The 16,746-nt window shown below is 55.9% G+C and carries 19 protein-coding genes; 15 read left to right on the top strand and 4 right to left on the bottom strand.

From position 1 onward, the window contains the following. Window positions 1–51 precede the first annotated feature (51 nt). Window positions 52–2,730 (bottom strand): Rne/Rng family ribonuclease, encoded by a 2,679-nt coding sequence (locus tag AC07TV_RS14565; protein ID WP_494649092.1) that lies wholly within the window; start codon window positions 2,728–2,730, stop codon window positions 52–54. Between the two features lie 399 nt (window positions 2,731–3,129). Here AC07TV_RS14565 and AC07TV_RS14560 point away from each other — a divergent pair, with 399 nt between their 5' ends. From AC07TV_RS14560 to AC07TV_RS14545, 4 genes are read left to right on the top strand one after another with little or no spacing between them, the layout of a single operon-like run. Then, the gene (locus tag AC07TV_RS14560) at window positions 3,130–4,134 is read left to right on the top strand and encodes an RluA family pseudouridine synthase (RefSeq protein ID WP_494649091.1); all 1,005 of its coding nucleotides are present in this window, start codon (window positions 3,130–3,132) and stop codon (window positions 4,132–4,134) included. Further along, window positions 4,131–4,781, top strand: a complete 651-nt coding sequence (locus AC07TV_RS14555; protein ID WP_494649090.1) for an HAD family hydrolase — start codon at window positions 4,131–4,133, stop codon at window positions 4,779–4,781. Before AC07TV_RS14560 ends, AC07TV_RS14555 begins: the two co-directional genes overlap by 4 nt. Continuing rightward, on the top strand, window positions 4,760–5,119 hold the full coding sequence (locus AC07TV_RS14550) for a Rieske (2Fe-2S) protein (protein ID WP_494649089.1): 360 nt from the start codon (window positions 4,760–4,762) through the stop codon (window positions 5,117–5,119). Before AC07TV_RS14555 ends, AC07TV_RS14550 begins: the two co-directional genes overlap by 22 nt. Continuing rightward, complete coding sequence (locus AC07TV_RS14545) at window positions 5,112–6,074, top strand: S49 family peptidase (protein ID WP_494649088.1); 963 nt, start codon at window positions 5,112–5,114, stop codon at window positions 6,072–6,074. Before AC07TV_RS14550 ends, AC07TV_RS14545 begins: the two co-directional genes overlap by 8 nt. A 3-nt stretch (window positions 6,075–6,077) precedes the next feature. On the opposite strand, the gene AC07TV_RS14540 is transcribed toward AC07TV_RS14545, so the two are convergent. Beyond that, window positions 6,078–6,785, bottom strand: a complete 708-nt coding sequence (locus tag AC07TV_RS14540) for an SAM-dependent methyltransferase (protein ID WP_494649087.1) — start codon at window positions 6,783–6,785, stop codon at window positions 6,078–6,080. After that, a complete protein-coding gene (locus AC07TV_RS14535; RefSeq protein ID WP_494649086.1) occupies window positions 6,785–7,366 on the bottom strand; it encodes a Maf family nucleotide pyrophosphatase in 582 nt (193 codons plus the stop codon). The genes AC07TV_RS14540 and AC07TV_RS14535 overlap by 1 nt, the downstream gene beginning before the upstream one ends. A gap of 36 nt (window positions 7,367–7,402) precedes the next feature. On the opposite strand from AC07TV_RS14535, the gene AC07TV_RS14530 reads away from it, so the two are divergent. The 9 genes from AC07TV_RS14530 to AC07TV_RS14490 all read left to right on the top strand — a co-directional run bounded on the left by AC07TV_RS14530 (window position 7,403) and on the right by AC07TV_RS14490 (window position 13,973). Further along, the gene (locus tag AC07TV_RS14530) at window positions 7,403–7,966 is read left to right on the top strand and encodes a YceD family protein (RefSeq protein ID WP_494649085.1); all 564 of its coding nucleotides are present in this window, start codon (window positions 7,403–7,405) and stop codon (window positions 7,964–7,966) included. A gap of 18 nt (window positions 7,967–7,984) precedes the next feature. Then, window positions 7,985–8,164: a 50S ribosomal protein L32 gene (gene rpmF, locus AC07TV_RS14525; protein WP_117608599.1), complete on the top strand. Its 180-nt coding sequence runs from the start codon at window positions 7,985–7,987 to the stop codon at window positions 8,162–8,164. 54 nt (window positions 8,165–8,218) lie between these two features. Continuing rightward, the gene (gene plsX / locus AC07TV_RS14520; RefSeq protein ID WP_494649084.1) at window positions 8,219–9,247 is read left to right on the top strand and encodes a phosphate acyltransferase PlsX; all 1,029 of its coding nucleotides are present in this window, start codon (window positions 8,219–8,221) and stop codon (window positions 9,245–9,247) included. Continuing rightward, entirely contained in the window at window positions 9,248–10,207 is a 960-nt protein-coding gene (locus AC07TV_RS14515; protein WP_494649083.1) for a beta-ketoacyl-ACP synthase III, read from the top strand. It abuts the gene before it with no gap. A 16-nt stretch (window positions 10,208–10,223) separates the two neighbouring features. Continuing rightward, the gene (fabD, locus tag AC07TV_RS14510) at window positions 10,224–11,150 is read left to right on the top strand and encodes an ACP S-malonyltransferase (protein ID WP_494649082.1); all 927 of its coding nucleotides are present in this window, start codon (window positions 10,224–10,226) and stop codon (window positions 11,148–11,150) included. A 3-nt stretch (window positions 11,151–11,153) separates the two neighbouring features. Next, window positions 11,154–11,894 (top strand): 3-oxoacyl-ACP reductase FabG, encoded by a 741-nt coding sequence (gene fabG / locus AC07TV_RS14505; RefSeq protein ID WP_494649081.1) that lies wholly within the window; start codon window positions 11,154–11,156, stop codon window positions 11,892–11,894. A gap of 73 nt (window positions 11,895–11,967) precedes the next feature. Then, complete coding sequence (gene acpP / locus AC07TV_RS14500) at window positions 11,968–12,204, top strand: acyl carrier protein (RefSeq protein ID WP_066883607.1); 237 nt, start codon at window positions 11,968–11,970, stop codon at window positions 12,202–12,204. Between the two features lie 71 nt (window positions 12,205–12,275). Then, a complete protein-coding gene (gene fabF, locus AC07TV_RS14495) occupies window positions 12,276–13,511 on the top strand; it encodes a beta-ketoacyl-ACP synthase II (RefSeq protein ID WP_494649080.1) in 1,236 nt (411 codons plus the stop codon). 24 nt (window positions 13,512–13,535) lie between these two features. Continuing rightward, the gene (locus tag AC07TV_RS14490) at window positions 13,536–13,973 is read left to right on the top strand and encodes a hypothetical protein (RefSeq protein WP_494649079.1); all 438 of its coding nucleotides are present in this window, start codon (window positions 13,536–13,538) and stop codon (window positions 13,971–13,973) included. Here the strand turns inward: AC07TV_RS14490 and nadB are convergent. Continuing rightward, on the bottom strand, window positions 13,948–15,528 hold the full coding sequence (gene nadB / locus AC07TV_RS14485) for an L-aspartate oxidase (protein WP_494649078.1): 1,581 nt from the start codon (window positions 15,526–15,528) through the stop codon (window positions 13,948–13,950). The two genes, AC07TV_RS14490 and nadB, sit on opposite strands and share 26 nt — an antisense overlap. A gap of 170 nt (window positions 15,529–15,698) precedes the next feature. Here nadB and rpoE point away from each other — a divergent pair, with 170 nt between their 5' ends. Together rpoE and AC07TV_RS14475 are read left to right on the top strand one after the other, a co-directional pair. After that, on the top strand, window positions 15,699–16,298 hold the full coding sequence (gene rpoE, locus AC07TV_RS14480; protein WP_494649077.1) for an RNA polymerase sigma factor RpoE: 600 nt from the start codon (window positions 15,699–15,701) through the stop codon (window positions 16,296–16,298). A gap of 2 nt (window positions 16,299–16,300) precedes the next feature. Next, complete coding sequence (locus AC07TV_RS14475) at window positions 16,301–16,735, top strand: SoxR reducing system RseC family protein (protein WP_494649076.1); 435 nt, start codon at window positions 16,301–16,303, stop codon at window positions 16,733–16,735. Window positions 16,736–16,746 lie beyond the last annotated feature (11 nt).

Below are 16,746 nucleotides of genomic sequence, written 5' to 3'. Positions count from 1 at the left end.
AATAAGAAGGGGCTCCCACGGGAGCCCCTTCTTTGTTACGTCATCGACGTATTATTTGCCCGTTTCAACCATCACGAGCGGCTCGTTTTCGGTTTGCTCGGTAACGGACCGTTGCTTGCGCGGACGTCCCAGTTTGACCGGAGGTTCAGCTTGGGCAATGGCGACAGCAGGTGCGGTTGTCTGAACCAGAACCAATCCGCTTTCAGCCAAAGCCGAGGTTAGGTCAATCGGTTCAGGAGCAACAACGGTTGACTGGACGGCAACGGTTTCGGCGATTGGTGGAGTGATGACAGCAATCGTTTCGACAGCCGCAGCCTCAATTACTGCTGCCTGAACCGGTGCAGGTTCCGGTTCGGCTTGCGCAGGTGCGATAACAGCGTCAGGAACTGCAATTTCGGGCTCAACCATTACCGGAGTTGACTCGATTGCCGGTGCGATGGCCTCGACCGCGGCGACCGGTTCGGCTGCGGGGATGACAATGATCACCGGTTCCTGACTGGCTGCTTCTACATTTTCCTGAACCGGGGTAACTATCTCGCCAGTTTCAACAGCAGGTGCCACAGTCTCTGTTTCGGTGCGACGCTCACCACGACCGCGACCGCCACGACGGCCGCGACGGCGATTGCCTTGTTCTTCGCTGCCATTGGCCTCTTGCGCTTCGTTGCCGGTCAGCGGGGTGACTGATGCGGACAAATCCGCACCTGATGCCTGTTGCGCCAGCTTGTTCTCAACCGCCTCTGCTTGCGGACGTTCACCACGCCCCTTGCGCTCACCACGCGGACGGCGTTCCTGACGTTCGGTGTTGCCTGCGGTCGACTCGTCTGAAGGTGCCTTTTCTGCACCACGTTCATTGCGGTTGCCGCGATCCTTGTTACGTTCGCCGCGGTCTCCACGTTCTTCATCGCGCTTGTTACCGTTACGGCCGCCACGACGACCATCGCGGTCTCGACGACCATCACCGCGACCTTCGCGGGGCTTCTTCGCCGGTTCCGGCGCAACAACCGTTTCGACCGGCTTTGCCGGAGCGCGGAGCCACGAAAACAGCTTGGAGAAAATACCGGCTTCCGGCTGGACCGGTGCTGCGACCGGTGCCTCTGTCTTTTCCGGGAGGTTAGGCGCGGGCTGATCGGGCGAAATACCCTTGATTGCCGCCTCCTGCCGGGGTTTGACTATCTCTTGCTGGGTCGCCTGTTTGATGGCTTCCTCAAGAGGCATATCGACCATGCGGTAGGACGGCTCGCGGATGTCATCCTGATTCAGGTCGTCGTGGCGCAGGCGGGTGATGGTATGGGCCGGCGTTTCGAGATGGATGTTCGGGATGAGCAGGATGGTGACCTTGTGGCGCAACTCGATCGCCTGGATGTCCGGGCGCTTTTCATTGAGCAGGAAGGTGGCCACATCGACTGGAACCTGAACATGAACGGCGCCGGTGTTTTCCTTCATCGACTCCTCTTCCAGAATGCGCAGGATATGCAGCGCAGCGGATTCGGTCGAGCGGATGTGTCCGGTGCCAGTGCAACGCGGGCAGGGGATGTAGCTGGTTTCGGCCAAGGCAGGGCGCAGGCGCTGACGGGACAGTTCCATCAGGCCGAATCGGCTGATCTTGCCCATCTGAACGCGGGCACGGTCAAACCGAAGGCCGTCGCGCAGGCGGTTTTCGACGTCGCGCTGGTTCTTCTGGCTTTCCATATCGATGAAGTCGATAACGATCAAGCCGCCAAGGTCGCGCAAGCGCAGTTGGCGGGCTAATTCGTCGGCCGCCTCCTGGTTGGTCTTGAGTGCGGTTTCTTCGATATCAGCTCCCTTGGTCGAGCGACCGGAGTTCACGTCGACAGCGACCAGCGCTTCAGTGTGGTCGATGACGATGGCGCCGCCAGACGGCAGATTGACCTGACGGGCAAAGGCAGTTTCGATCTGGTGTTCGATCTGGAAGCGCGAGAACAGCGGCACGTCGTCGCGGTAGCGTTTTACGCGATTGACGTTGCCTGGCATGACAGTGCCCATGAAGGCGCGGGCCTGTTCGTAAACTTCGTCGGTGTCGATGAGGATCTCACCGATATCCGGCTGGAAGTAGTCGCGGATGGCGCGAATCACCAGACTGCCTTCGAGATAGATCAGGAAGGCGCCACTCTGCTGCTGGGCGGCACCGTCGATGGCGGTCCACAGTTGCAGCAGGTAGTTCAAGTCCCATTGCAGTTCTTCGGCCTGACGACCGATGGCAGCAGTGCGGGCGATCAGGCTCATGCCGTTGGGTACTTCGAGCTGATCCATGACGTCACGCAGCTCAGCGCGCTCGTCACCGTCGACGCGACGGGAAACACCACCGCCGCGCGGATTGTTCGGCATCAGTACGAGATAACGACCGGCCAGGGAAACGTAGGTGGTCAGGGCTGCACCCTTGTTGCCACGCTCGTCTTTGTCAACCTGGACAATCAGTTCCTGGCCTTCCTTCAGCGCATCCTGAATTCGGGCGCGGCCGGCTTCTGTGCCCGGCAAAAAGAAGGCGCGGGAGACTTCCTTGAAGGGGAGAAAACCGTGGCGGTCGGCACCGTAGTCGACGAAGCAGGCTTCGAGCGACGGTTCGATGCGGGTAATTACACCCTTGTAGATGTTGCTTTTGCGTTGTTCCTTGGCGGCGGACTCAATGTCGAGATCAATCAGTTTTTGACCATCGACAATGGCGACACGGAGTTCTTCCGCCTGTGTCGCATTGAATAGCATGCGTTTCATTATTTTCGGGCTCCAGCGCACGGCAGCACGCTACAACGAAACGCCCGGCAGGCAGCGACAGTTTCAGTTTTCGGGTTGCGTCATAAATGGTTGGCAAAGGCGATGGTGAATGTGCTGATCAACAAACGGCCGCGTGCTTTTTATTGAAATGCGCGACCTGAAAATTCCTGCAACGGGCAATCCGTGCGTGCTTACAGTGGGCTTATCCATTAACATCACTACTTTTGGTGAGTGAACTTAACCAGTCGTTTTACGTTGGTCTGGCCTGGGCAGTTGGCACAGGTGAGACTTTCGAGCCTGCCGCTTGGCGGTCGCGCATTTAGCGCAAGGTCACAAACGGTCTGACGGTTCGGCATCTCTTGCAAACCGAGACGTAGAACGCAGGCAGTATATTAGAAAATGACCGGGGTAGGTAACAATTCAGTCACGCACGCGGTGATCGGCGAAGAGGAAGAGGGGCAGCGCCTCGACAACTTTTTGATTCGACGTTGCAAGGGGGTTCCGAAGAGCCATATCTACCGGATTTTGCGGAGCGGAGAAGTACGTGTGAATAGCGGCCGGGTTGATGCAACCTATCGCCTTTGCGCCGGCGACAACGTACGAATTCCGCCTATTCGGATTGCCGAGCGGCCGCAAATTGAAGTCGACGAAGTGGCCAAGGAACGCGTCGATTTGCCGATCATTTTTGAAGATGAGGCAATGCTCGTCATCGACAAGCCGGAAGGCATTGCCGTCCATGGCGGCAGCGGTGTCAGTTTTGGTGTGATCGAAGCATTGCGCCGGCAACGGCCGCAAGCCAAGTTTCTCGAACTGGCGCACCGACTTGATCGAGAAACTTCCGGCGTGCTGCTCGTTGGCAAGAAACGACTGGCCCTGACTGCGCTTCACGACATGTTCCGCGAACATGGCGCTGGAGCTGACAAGCGCTACTTGGTTCTGGTCAAGGGGCGCTGGATGAACACTACCCAGCACGTCAAGTTACCTCTGCACAAGTATCTGACCGAGGGGGGGGAGCGCCGCGTTTCGGTCAATCCCGAGGGTAAGGCTTCGCATACCATCTTCCGTTTGCTGGCTCGCTGGTCGGATATGAGCCTGCTCGAAGCGCAGTTGAAAACCGGGCGCACGCACCAGATCCGCGTTCATCTGGCGCATCTCGGTTTTCCCATTCTCGGTGATGAAAAATACGGCGATTTCGCGTTGAACAAGAATCTCAAGCGCGATGGCCTGAAGCGCATGGCTTTGCATGCCTGGCGGATGGCTTTTCGCCACCCGTTGACGGCTGCGCCAGTCGAATGCATCGCACCGTTGCCGGACAGTTTCGGAAGTTACATTGCCACGGTCAACCGGAAAAACGACCCAGAATTCAAATCCGATAATGTGGACGAGATATTAAGCAAACGATGAAATACGAACTGGTAGTTTTTGACTGGGATGGCACGCTTCTCGACTCGGCTGGCGCCATTGTTCACGCCATCCAGGCGTCTTGCCGTGACCTCGGCTTGACGGTCCCAGATGACGCCCGAGCCCGCCACGTCATTGGTTTGGGGCTGGCGGATGCCTTGCGCCATGCCGTACCGGATTTGCCTCCCGATAGCACGCAGGCCATGGTCGAGCGCTATCGTTATCACTATCTGGCAGGCGATCAGAGTCTGTCCTTGTTCGAAGGTGTGCCTCTGATGCTGCAACGCCTCAAGGCAGCCGGACATATTTTGGCGGTGGCAACGGGGAAGAGCAGACTTGGTCTTGAACGAGCACTCGATCATTCGGGATTGCGTCCGCTGTTCCAGGCATCTCGCTGCGCTGATGAGTGCCATTCAAAGCCGCATCCACAGATGCTGCTCGAACTGATGGCTGAGTTTGGCGTAGCCGCGGAGTCAACGGTCATGATCGGCGATACGTCGCATGATCTGCTGATGGCGACCAACGCTGGCGTCGACAGCCTGGCGGTTACCTATGGCGCCCATCCACACGACCACCTTCTGGAGCACAAGCCGGTAACCTGTCTGCATAGCGTGAAGGAACTGGATCAGTGGCTGCGGGATTGCGCCTGATCTGCGCTGGTAGTGAGGTTGAAAATACCGGGCGAGGGTTTCGATTCACCGTCGAGCGCCACGGACGTACGACCCCGGCATTCGTTATCCGCTTTCATGGGCTGGCACATGCCTATCTGAACGAGTGCGGGCACGTTCCCGCTGAACTTGACTGGCAACCCGGCGAATTCTTTGATGATTCCAAGCTATACTTGATTTGCTCGATTCATGGCGCACTTTATGCTCCTGAGTCAGGCAGATGTCTCAGTGGCCGCTGTCAGGGGAGGGGATTGAAACCCCTGAAGGTACAAGAGATCGATGGACAGATTTATTTAGAGCAAGAAAACAATCATGGATAGCCCCCAACCGCCCAACAATGACTCCGCCTGGGAACGGAAAACCCTCGAAAAGCTAGTGTTTGCCGCTCTCGACGAGCAGCGCTCCCGGCGCCGCTGGGGAATCGCCTTCAAGGCACTTGGCTTCGTTTACCTTCTGGTCGTATTGATTGCCGTCGTTGATTGGGGGGCTGGTGCCGAGCATCAGGAGCGGCATACTGCTCTGGTTAACCTCAATGGCGTCCTTGAGGCCAAGGGTGAGAGCAATGCAGAAAATCTCGTCGCTGCACTGAATAGCGCTTTTGAGGAAAAAAATGTTGCTGGCATTATCTTGCGCATCAACAGCCCCGGCGGTAGTCCAGTCCAGGCGGGGATCATCAATGACGAAATTCGTCGCCTGCGTGGCAAGCATCCGGACAAGCTTTTGTACGCGGTAGTCGAAGATATGTGCGCCTCCGGTGGTTACTACGTCGCTGTGGCAGCCGACAGCATCTACGTCAACAAGGCCAGCATTGTCGGCTCAATTGGTGTGCTGATGGACGGTTTTGGCTTTACCGGCACGATGGATAAGGCTGGCGTTGAGCGCCGCCTGCTGACGGCTGGCGAAAACAAGGGTTTTCTCGACCCATTTTCTCCTCAGGCGCCGCAACACAAGGCTCACGCTCAGACTTTACTGAATGACATTCACCAGCAATTCATTGACGTCGTCAAAACCGGGCGAGGCAAGCGGCTCAAGGAAACGCCTGAAATGTTTTCGGGTCTGATGTGGACAGGCTCACAGAGCGTCCAGCTTGGGCTGGCTGACGATTTCGGTAGCGTCGATTCGGTAGCTCGTGATGTCATCAAGGCCGAGAAGGTCCTTGACTATTCGGTCAAGGACAACATTGCCGAACGTTTCGCCAAGCGCCTCGGCGCCAGCACCTTTGCCGGCTTCTGGAAAGGCTTTTCGGAAAGCGCCGCAGGCGTCAGCCTTCGCTAGAAATTACGCCAGCAGTAGAAAAACTGTGGGACGCCGCTCGATTTCGGGCGGCGTTTGCTTTTTCCAGGCTGTGATCGAACGTGTCAGCACGGACTCCCCTGGCATGGTCAGGTCGGTCGCGACTGTTAAACGCGTCGTTGGCTGACAGGACTGGAGAATGGCGTCAAACATTGCCCGGTTGCGGTACGGAGTTTCTATGAAAATCTGGGTCTGCTGGCGCTTTTTCGATTCGCTCTCCAGGTCGCGCAGCATTTTCGTGCGCTCGACTTCCTTCGCGGGCAGGTAGCCCTGAAAGGCAAAGCGTTGCCCATTCAGCCCGGAAGCCATCAAGGCCAGCAGAAGCGAAGAGGGGCCGATGAGCGGCACGACACGAATATTTTCTGCTTGCGCCAGCGCGACGAGATTGGCACCCGGATCGGCAACTGCCGGACAGCCGGCCTCGGAAAGCAAGCCAACATCGTGACCGGCGCGTAATGGTTCGAGCAGGCGATCAAGTTCATTCGCCTTGGTGTGCTCGTTCAGCTCCTGAAGCAGCAGTTCCTGTAGCGGCAAATCGGTTCCTGCTGCCTTCAGGAAGGCGCGTGCTGTCTTGGCCTGCTCGACGACAAAATGCGTTAATGGACGGACAACAGCAAGTACGTTTGCGGGCAGGGACTCTTGCGGCGCAGTTGGGCCAAGTGGCACCGGAATCAAATAGAGCGTTCCGGCCATCAGAGGACCGCCACACCCTGGTTGCGCAGCATGTCGCACAGGGCGATCAACGGCAGCCCGACCAGAGCATTGGGGTCGTCGCCGCGCATGCTGCTCAGCAACGCAATTCCCAAGCCTTCCGATTTGGCAGAGCCTGCACAGTTATAGGCCGGCTCGCGGCGCAAGTAATTTTCTATTTCTTGATCATTTAATTGCCTGAAAGTAACCAGCATTGGTACGCCCCGAACTTCGGCTTCTCCAGTCCTGGCATTGAGCAGGCAGAGTCCCGTAAAGAAATTGACAGTCTTTCCGGATAGTGCACGCAACTGCTCAACGGCACGTTCATGGGTGCCCGGTTTTCCATATATTTGGCCGTCGACCGTGGCAACCTGATCACTTCCGATAATCAGTGCATCGGGATATGTTGCAGCGACGGCCTTCGCCTTGGCTTCTGAAAGTCGCAAGGCGATCTCCTCGGGGGTTTCTCCGGGAAGAGGGCTTTCGTCTGTTTGGGGGTCGGCAACGTCGAATGGCAGTCCCAGTCGGCCGAGCAGTTCACGGCGAAATGGCGAAGTTGAGGCGAGAATAAGGTTCTGGGGCATGAAAAATCCGTTACAACAAAGCGTTGCAGTGAATACTTGAAGCAGCACTTTGTTTTGACTTGGAAAGCCAAAAATAATATCATTCAATGTTTAGGTCGGAACAGTTCAAGATTGAAAAGGATTTCGGACGCTTTCGCTTTTGCCAGAGATGGTCGTGTTCTCGAGGGAACGCTGGCCGTCGAGGATCTTGACCGCCTGCATGATTTGCTGGCGGAGATGGATGGAGAGGTTACATTCCGTCTGGCTGGGTTCAAGGGCGATAGCGGGGAGCCCATGCTGCATCTGGTGGTGTCGGGAGTGCTCCCGCTTGCCTGCCAGCGCTGCCTGGAAGCCGTGCCTTGCGATCTTGATGTCGACAGTCTTCTGGAATTAATTCCTGAGGGTGCCGAGTTGTCGCAAGATGAACTGGAAGACGATACCCGGGATTTCCTGCCGGTAGTGCGCGAACTGGATGTGGTCGAGTTGGTTGAGGATGAAATCCTCCTCGGTCTGCCTGTAGCGCCGCGGCACGAAAAATGTGGTTTACCTGGCGCGGCCAATGCTGGTGAACGGATTAATCCGTTCGCGAAATTGTCTGGGCTAAAAGGTAAGCCGAACTGATTTTTTTGGAGTAAGAAAATGGCCGTTCAACAGAACAAAAAGTCCCCGTCCAAGCGTGGCATGCACCGTGCTCATGACTTCCTGACCGCCCCCCCGTTGGCCGTCGAGCCGACCACTGGCGAGGCACATCTGCGTCATCACATTTCGCCGGCCGGTTTCTACCGCGGCAAAAAAGTAGTCAAGGGCAAGGGCGAGTAATCGTTCAATGAAGGGCAGGCGGTTCGTAATGAGCCGCCTGCCTTTTATTTTGCCATGACAACCCGCATTGCCATTGATTGCATGGGGGGTGACCACGGTCCGTCGGTGACGGTGCCCGCGGCCATTCAATTCCTTGCGGAGCATCCGTCAGCCAATCTCGTCCTGGTCGGTCAGGATGATGTGTTGCGCCCGTTGCTCGGCAACCATGCCAACGATTCCCGCATTCGCCTCGTTCATGCCTCCGAAATCGTCGGCATGGATGAGTCGCCTGCGCTTGCCTTGCGCAACAAAAAAGATTCGTCGATGCGCATCGCCATCAACCAAGTCAAAGAAGGCTTGGCCGATGCCTGCGTTTCAGCCGGCAATACTGGTGCCCTGATGGCGATATCGCGCTTTGTTTTGAAAATGCTGCCAGGCATTGACCGGCCAGCAATTTGCGCGCCTTTGCCAACTGTCAACGGCCATACGCACATGCTGGATCTCGGGGCCAATGTCGATTGCGGGCCTGAGCATCTTTTGCAGTTCGGCATCATGGGCGCCATGCTGGTTTCGGCAATGGAGCACAAGGATCAGCCAACGGTCGGCATTCTGAATATTGGCGAAGAAGACATTAAGGGAAATGAAGTAGTGAAGGCTGCGGCTGCTTTGCTGCGCGCCTCCGATCTGAACTTCATCGGAAATGTTGAAGGCGATGGCATCTACAAAGGCGACGCTGACGTGATTGTTTGCGACGGATTTGTTGGCAACGTTGCATTAAAGACGTCGGAGGGGCTTGCCCAGATGCTGGCTTCGTCTTTGCGTGGCGAGTTTAAACGTAACTGGCTAACCAGAATTGCTGCGTTGATTGCTATTTCAGTACTCAATAATTTCAAAAAACGTTTCGATCATCGTCGCTACAACGGCGCCATTCTGCTTGGCCTAAAAGGTGTTTCAGTCAAAAGCCATGGCTCAGCTGATGTCCTGGCTTTTGGTAACGCAATTTCCCGCGCTTACGATGCGGCGGAAAATCGCGTCCTGGAGCGTATTACCAACCGCTTGGCCCAAATGGCGCCAACACAGGTTGTTGTCGTGGAGAGTGTTTGAATGTACGCACGCTTGATCGGTACTGGTAGTTATCTTCCGGGTACCCCCGTTACAAACGATGATTTGGCAGCGCGTGGCATTGACACCAACGATGAGTGGATCATTACCCGAACAGGCATTCGTAGCCGTTATCTGGCAAGCCCCGGCACAACATCGAGTGAACTTGGCTTGATCGCTGCACAGCGCGCGTTGGATATGGCTGGTATTTGCGCAACCGACCTTGATTTGATCATTGTCGCGACATCCACGCCTGATTTTATTTTTCCCAGTACCGCCTGCCTGATACAGGCCAAACTGGGCAACAAGGGCGCTGCCGCATTTGATGTGCAGGCAGTTTGCGCCGGCTTTACCTATGCGCTTGGAATTGCCGAAAAGTTTATCCGTTCTGGCAGCCACAAGAGAGCATTGGTCATAGGCGCAGAAGTTTTTTCGCGCATCCTTGACTGGAAAGACCGCGGAACCTGCGTGTTGTTTGGGGATGGCGCTGGCGCCGTTGTACTCGAAGCATCCGACAAGCCAGGAATCATGTCTACGGCGATGCATGCGGATGGCAGTCAGAATTCAATCCTGAATGTTCCTGGCCAAATTTGCGGTGGCCAGGTTACTGGCGACCCCTTCCTGCGCATGGATGGGCAGGCGGTCTTCAAATTCGCTGTACGCGTGCTGGCAGACATTGCTGAAGAGGTTTGTCAGATTGCAGGAATTCAAACCGGAGATGTAGATTGGTTGATTCCGCATCAGGCCAACATCCGCATCATCGAAGCAACTGGCAAAAAACTGGGCGTTGACCGGAGCAAAGTGATTGTGACCGTTGATCGCCACGGCAATACATCGGCCGCATCGGTGCCGCTTGCGCTGGATGAAGCTGTACGGGATGGACGTATCCAACGCGGCCAAAAAGTGTTGGTTGAGGGCGTTGGCGGCGGTTTTACCTGGGGCGCAGCCCTTCTTGAATTCTGAACCAGGAGACGAAACGATGTCTTTTGCATTCGTATTTCCAGGCCAAGGCTCCCAGAGCGTTGGCATGATGGCAGCTTACGGCGATTCTGCCGTGGTTCGTGCAACGTTTGATGAAGCATCCACCGCTTTAGGTGATGATCTCTGGACCATGGTTGCAGAAGGACCGGCCGAAACGCTTACCCAAACGGTGAATACCCAGCCGGTGATGCTGACTGCTGGAATTGCTGCTTGGCGCCTGTGGCTCGACAAGGGCGGCAAAATGCCCGCAGTCGTCGCTGGCCATAGCCTTGGCGAGTATTCCGCATTGGTTGCTGCCGGCGTGATTGACTTCAAGGATGCCGTACCGCTCGTTCGCTTGCGTGCTGCAGCTATGCAGGAGGCCGTGCCGGTTGGCACAGGCGCAATGGCTGCCGTTCTGGGGCTGGACAATGCGGGGATCGCAGCAGCTTGTGCCGAAGCAGCGCAGGGGGAGGTTGTCGAGCCGGTCAATTTCAATGCCAACGGACAGACCGTGATTGCCGGGCACAAGGCTGCCGTCGAGCGCGCCATGGAAGCCTGCAAGGCCCGCGGGGCGAAGATGGCCAAGGCGCTGCCTGTTTCGGCACCGTTCCACTCTTCGCTGATTCGCCCGGCAGCAGACAAGCTTGCCGCCCGCTTGGCCGAACTTACCCTGAGCTCTCCGCTTATTCCGGTTATCAACAACGTTGACGTTGCCATTGAGAACGAGCCAGGTCAAATCAAGGATGCGCTGATCCGTCAGGCCTACAATCCGGTGCGCTGGGTCGAGACAATCCAGTCGATGGCTGCTCTGGGCGTTACGACCGTCGCCGAATGTGGTCCAGGCAAGGTGTTGGCCGGCCTGACCAAGCGTTGTGCTGATGGTGTTGTTGGCGTCGCTCTGTTCGATGCCGCCTCCATTGAAGCCAATCTCGGCTTGGAGTAATCAATGCTGAAAGAAAAAATTGCTTTGGTAACTGGCGCGACACGCGGTATTGGTCGCGCCATAGCCCTCGAATTGGGCAAGCAGGGAGCTACCGTAATCGGCACTGCAACGAGCGATGACGGGGCAGCCAAAATTTCGGCCTATCTGACTGAATCTGGTATTAGGGGCAAGGGCGTTGCACTGAACGTGTGCGACGTTGCGCAGACTGATTCGGTGCTCGCCGATATTGCCAAGGAATTTGGCGCCGTCACCATTTTGGTCAATAACGCAGGAATTACCCGTGACAATCTGAGCATGCGGATGGGCGACGATGAATGGGATGCGGTTATCGATACGAACCTGAAGGCGGTTTTCCGCCTGTCACGCGGCGTCATGCGCGGCATGATGAAAGCACGTTTCGGTCGCATAGTGAACATCACTTCGGTGGTCGGCTACTCGGGAAATCCCGGCCAAGCCAACTACTGCGCAGCCAAGGCTGGCGTCGCAGGGATGAGCCGTTCGCTGGCGCGTGAACTTGGAAGCCGCAACATCACTGTCAACTGTGTCGCACCGGGCTTTATAGCCACCGACATGACGCACGCGTTGACCGAAGAACAGAAGCAGGCCATGCTGGCGACGATTCCTCTGGGTCGCGCCGGTACGCCAGAAGATATTGCCGGCACTGTCGGCTTTCTCGTATCCCCGGCTGCCGCCTATGTCACAGGCACAACAGTGCATGTGAATGGTGGCATGTTCATGGATTGATTTCCCGAAGCCTCGGCTTTTGGTAAACTAGTAACGTTTTTTTTCGTACCCCTGAGGGGAAGGAGTTTTTCTAATGGATAACATCGTAGAGCGCGTCAAAAAGATCGTCGCCGAACAACTGGGCGTGAACGAAGCGGACATCAAGAACGAGTCCTCCTTTGTGGACGATCTGGGCGCGGATTCCCTGGACACCGTTGAACTGGTCATGGCACTGGAAGAAGAGTTCGAGTGCGAAATCCCTGATGACCAGGCTGAGAAGATCACCACGGTCCAGCAGGCTGTCGATTTCATCCTCGCCAACAAGAAGTAATTCATTCTCGTTGACTTAGGCAAGGCCGGCCCCCATGGCCGGCCTTGCTACATTTGCTTTCGGAGTGCACCGTGGCACGTCGCAGAGTCGTAATTACCGGTCTGGGTATTGTTAGCCCGGTCGGAAACACCGTCGAAGAAGCCTGGCAGAATATTCTTGCTGGCAAATCCGGTATCGCCGCAGTCACCAAGTTCGACACCTCAACCTTTCCGGTTCAGTTCGCCGGTGAGGTCAAGAACTTTGACATTACCCAATATATTTCCGCCAAAGATGCGCGCCGGATGGATGATTTTATTCATTTTGGCTTGGCTGCTGGCATTCAGGCAGTGCGAGATGCAGGCCTGGATAAAGAAAACGTTGTTGATCTCGAACGCGTTGGTGTTGCCATTGGTTCTGGTATCGGTGGTCTTCCGCTGATCGAAGCGACCAAGGACGAATATAACGTCGGTGGTGTTCGCAAAGTGTCTCCATTCTTTGTGCCTGGCTCGATCATTAACATGATCTCAGGCAATCTATCGATCGAGTTTGGCTTCAAGGGACCGAATATCGCCCTGGTTTCTGCCTGCACGACTGGTACGCACTCAATTGGTGATGCGGCACGCATCATCGAATATGGTGACGCCGATGTCATGGTTGCCGGCGGTGCCGAATCAACCGTATCTCCTTTGGGTATGGGCGGCTTCTGCGCCGCTCGTGCGCTATCGACACGGAATGATGATCCGACTACGGCCAGCCGGCCATGGGACAAGGATCGTGACGGTTTCGTGCTGGGTGAGGGCGCTGGCGTCATGGTTCTGGAAGAGTATGAGCACGCCAAGGCTCGGGGCGCCAAGATTTATGCCGAGCTGGTTGGTTATGGCATGAGCGCCGATGCCTATCACATCACAGCACCGAACATGGATGGCCCACGCCGTTCCATGGTCAATGCCCTCAAGAACGCTGGCATCGCGCCGGCCGATGTGCAGTACTTGAATGCCCACGGGACATCGACGCCACTTGGCGATAAAAACGAGTCAGATGCCGTCAAGGCGGCTTTTGGCGACCATGCCTACAAGCTGGTCGTTAACTCAACCAAGTCGATGACTGGTCATCTGCTAGGTGGTGCTGGTGGTATTGAGTCCTTGTTTACGGTCTTGGCTATTCACAACCAGATCTCACCACCGACGATCAATATCTTCAATCAGGATCCGGAATGTGATCTTGATTACTGTGCCAATGTGGCACGGCCGATGGATATTGAATATGGGCTGAAGAACAATTTCGGCTTCGGCGGGACAAACGGATCGCTCGTTTTTAAGCGCATCTAAGCTACACCTGCGGGAAAACGGACGGTGCAGTTTCCGATCCTCATCGGACTGCACCGTTCGCGTCTTCTGGATACCATCCTGCTGATTGCTGTTATTTTGGCCAGTGCAGCAATTCTAGGCTTTCGGTGTTCCCCGTCAATTCATGCCAGTTTGTTCTGTGCAGTGCTGCTACTGGCGATGCAGGCATGGTACGCACTGACTCCAGCAATCAAGCAAATCCGACTCGAAAGGAACGGGGAGATTTTCATTGCGCGAGTCGGTGAAAGCGATTTTGTCCAGGCGGTGCCCAAGCCTGGGGCGATCATTCACCCATGGCTGACCGTTGTCCGTCTGCAAACAGCCGACGCTCGAACAGCAACCTTAATTGCCACGGTCGACCGGAAAAACAGTGAAAATTTAAGACGCTTGCGGATGTTCATGCGTTGGCAGGCGAACTTCAGCGAGCCAAACGACGACGCTTGAGTACGGTATTTTTTGCCTTGGCAGCCATCTCCGGAAAATCGCGGGAGAAGTGCAGGCCCCGGCTCTCCTTGCGCTGCATCGCGCAGCGAACGATCAAGTCTGCCGTGGCGACCAGGTTGCGCAATTCAATCAGATCGTGGCTGACCCTGAAATTGGCATAGAACTCTTCGATTTCGCGCCTCAACAAGCCAATGCGGTGCTTGGCTCGCTTCAAGCGCTTTGTAGTACGGACGATGCCAACGTAGTCCCACATGAAGCGGCGAAGTTCATCCCAATTGTGAGAGATGACCACTTCCTCGTCGGCATCGGTGACTCGGCTTTCATCCCACAGCGGCAAGGATGGAAATTTGGTGGTTTTGCTGGCCAGAATGTCCTGGACCGCTGCTTCGGCAAAAACCAAACACTCGAGCAATGAGTTCGAGGCGAGACGATTGGCGCCGTGCAGCCCAGTGCACGAAGCCTCTCCGGCAACATATAGTCCGGCAACATCGGTCCGACCGTGCAAGTCGCTAACAATGCCGCCACACGTGTAGTGTGCTGCAGGAACTACCGGAATAGGCTCCTGCGCGATATCGATGCCGAGTTCCAGGCAACGGGCGTGAATATTGGGGAAGTGATTGCGAATGAAGTCCTCTCCCTTGTGGGAGATATCGAGAAAAACGCAATCCAGGCCGCGCTTTTTCATTTCGAAGTCGATGGCGCGAGCCACAATGTCGCGAGGAGCCAGTTCGGCGCGATCGTCGTGCTCCGGCATGAAGCGGGTGCCGTCTGGCAGGCGGAGCAGACCGCCCTCGCCACGAACTGCCTCCGAAATCAGGAAGGACTTGGCCTGTGGGTGATAAAGGCAGGTCGGATGGAATTGAATGAACTCCATATTGGCCACCCGGCACCCTGCACGGTAGGCCATGGCAATGCCGTCTCCAGTTGATGTATCCGGATTGGTTGTGTAGAGGTAGACCTTTCCTGCACCGCCAGTCGCCAGCAGGGTGTTTGCTGCGCCGATGGTGACGACTTCTCCGTCGCGATTATTCAGGACATAAGCACCAAAGCAGCGGTTTTCGCCCGTGCCCAATTTGTCGCCCGTAATCAGGTCAATGGCAATATGGTCTTCCAGCACGGTAATGTTCGGATTGGCACGAACCTTTTTGGTCAGCGTGTCCTGAACAGCCATCCCGGTTGCATCGGCGACGTGGATGACGCGACGCGCACTATGGCCACCTTCGCGTGTCAGGTGGTAGCCTGCCTCGTCCTTTGTGAACGGAACACCTTGTTCAATAAGCCAATCAATGGCATGTCGGCCATTTTCGACGACAAAACGTGTCGCTTTTTCATCATTCAGCCACGCACCAGCGACCAACGTGTCCTGAATATGTGCTTCTATCGAATCGCGGCTGTCGAGAACGGCGGCAATTCCGCCTTGCGCCCAGCCGGAGGCAGAGTCTTCTAGGCTGCGTTTGCTGACCAGCACGACATTGCATTGAGAGGAGGCCAGTCGCAAGGCCGCGGATTGACCGGCCAGTCCGCTACCGATGATGAGGACGTCAAATTTCTGCACGCTGTTCTCTGTAAGAGTTATTTTGGGTCAAATATAGCATGCAGAAAACGATTCATCCGGTTACAGATAGTCACAAATAGGGATAAATACCTATCGGCTTCGTGAAAATGGCTGCGCTATACTTGTGCCATAAAGAAAGCAACGACCAAACCCCAGGGAAAACGAGAGCCATGAGTGAGCGCGAGATCGATCAAATACTGGTCGAGCGGGCGCAAGGCGGAGATAAACACGCCTTCGACCAGTTGGTGAGCAAATACCAGCGCAAGCTAGGTCGTTTGCTATCGCGTTTCATTCGCGATCCGGCAGAAGTCGAAGACGTTTCCCAAGAGGCATTCATCAAGGCCTATCGCGCCCTGCCTTCGTTTAGAGGTGACAGTGCCTTCTATACTTGGCTATATCGCATTGGTATCAATACAGCCAAAAACTATCTTGTTTCACAAGGGCGGCGAGCACCGACGACGACCGAATTTGACAATGATGAAGCTGAGACGTTCGAAGACGCGTCGCAGTTGCGCGACATCAACACACCTGAAAGCTTGCTTCTCACCAAGCAAATTGGGCAAACAATCAATGCAGCCATGGATGCGCTTCCTGAAGAGCTGCGGACAGCTATCGTATTGCGTGAAATTGACGGCATGTCTTACGAAGAAATCGCCGGCATCATGGATTGCCCCATAGGCACGGTTCGCTCGCGGATTTTTCGTGCCCGCGAAGCGGTGGCTGGAAAGCTGCGGCCCTTGCTTGATACGGCCTCGGACAAACGCTGGTAAGCATGAGTACCGAACAAAACACTATTCAAGCCATCGTACGTTCCCTGGATGGCAAATGGGTGCACGTGGAAGTAGAGCAGGGCGGATGCGGGCGCTGCCATGAAAAGGGCGGATGCGGAGGGCAGCATCTTACCCAGATGTTCTGCAGTGGCCCGAAAACCTATCGGGTCGAAAACACAATCGGTGCTGATGTTGGTGATCGTGTAAAGATCGCAGTCGCGGTTGGCAGCGTCAGTCGTACTGCGAATTTGGCCTATATTTTGCCGTTGACCGCAACAATCGCCGGGGCGGCACTGGGTGCAACGCTCGGAAGCGACCTGAGTGCGATGGTTGGTGCTGGAATCGGGCTGGGTGCGGCATTCCTTTATGTCATTGCCCGGTCGCATCGCAATACTGGAAATCTGACCGAGCGCCCACATATCATTTCCCGTTCCTGATCGAATCCGGA

It is taken from the genome of Azonexus sp. GW821-FHT04F04 (genome assembly GCF_059420025.1).
This window is presented reverse-complemented; position numbering and strand designations above follow the sequence as displayed.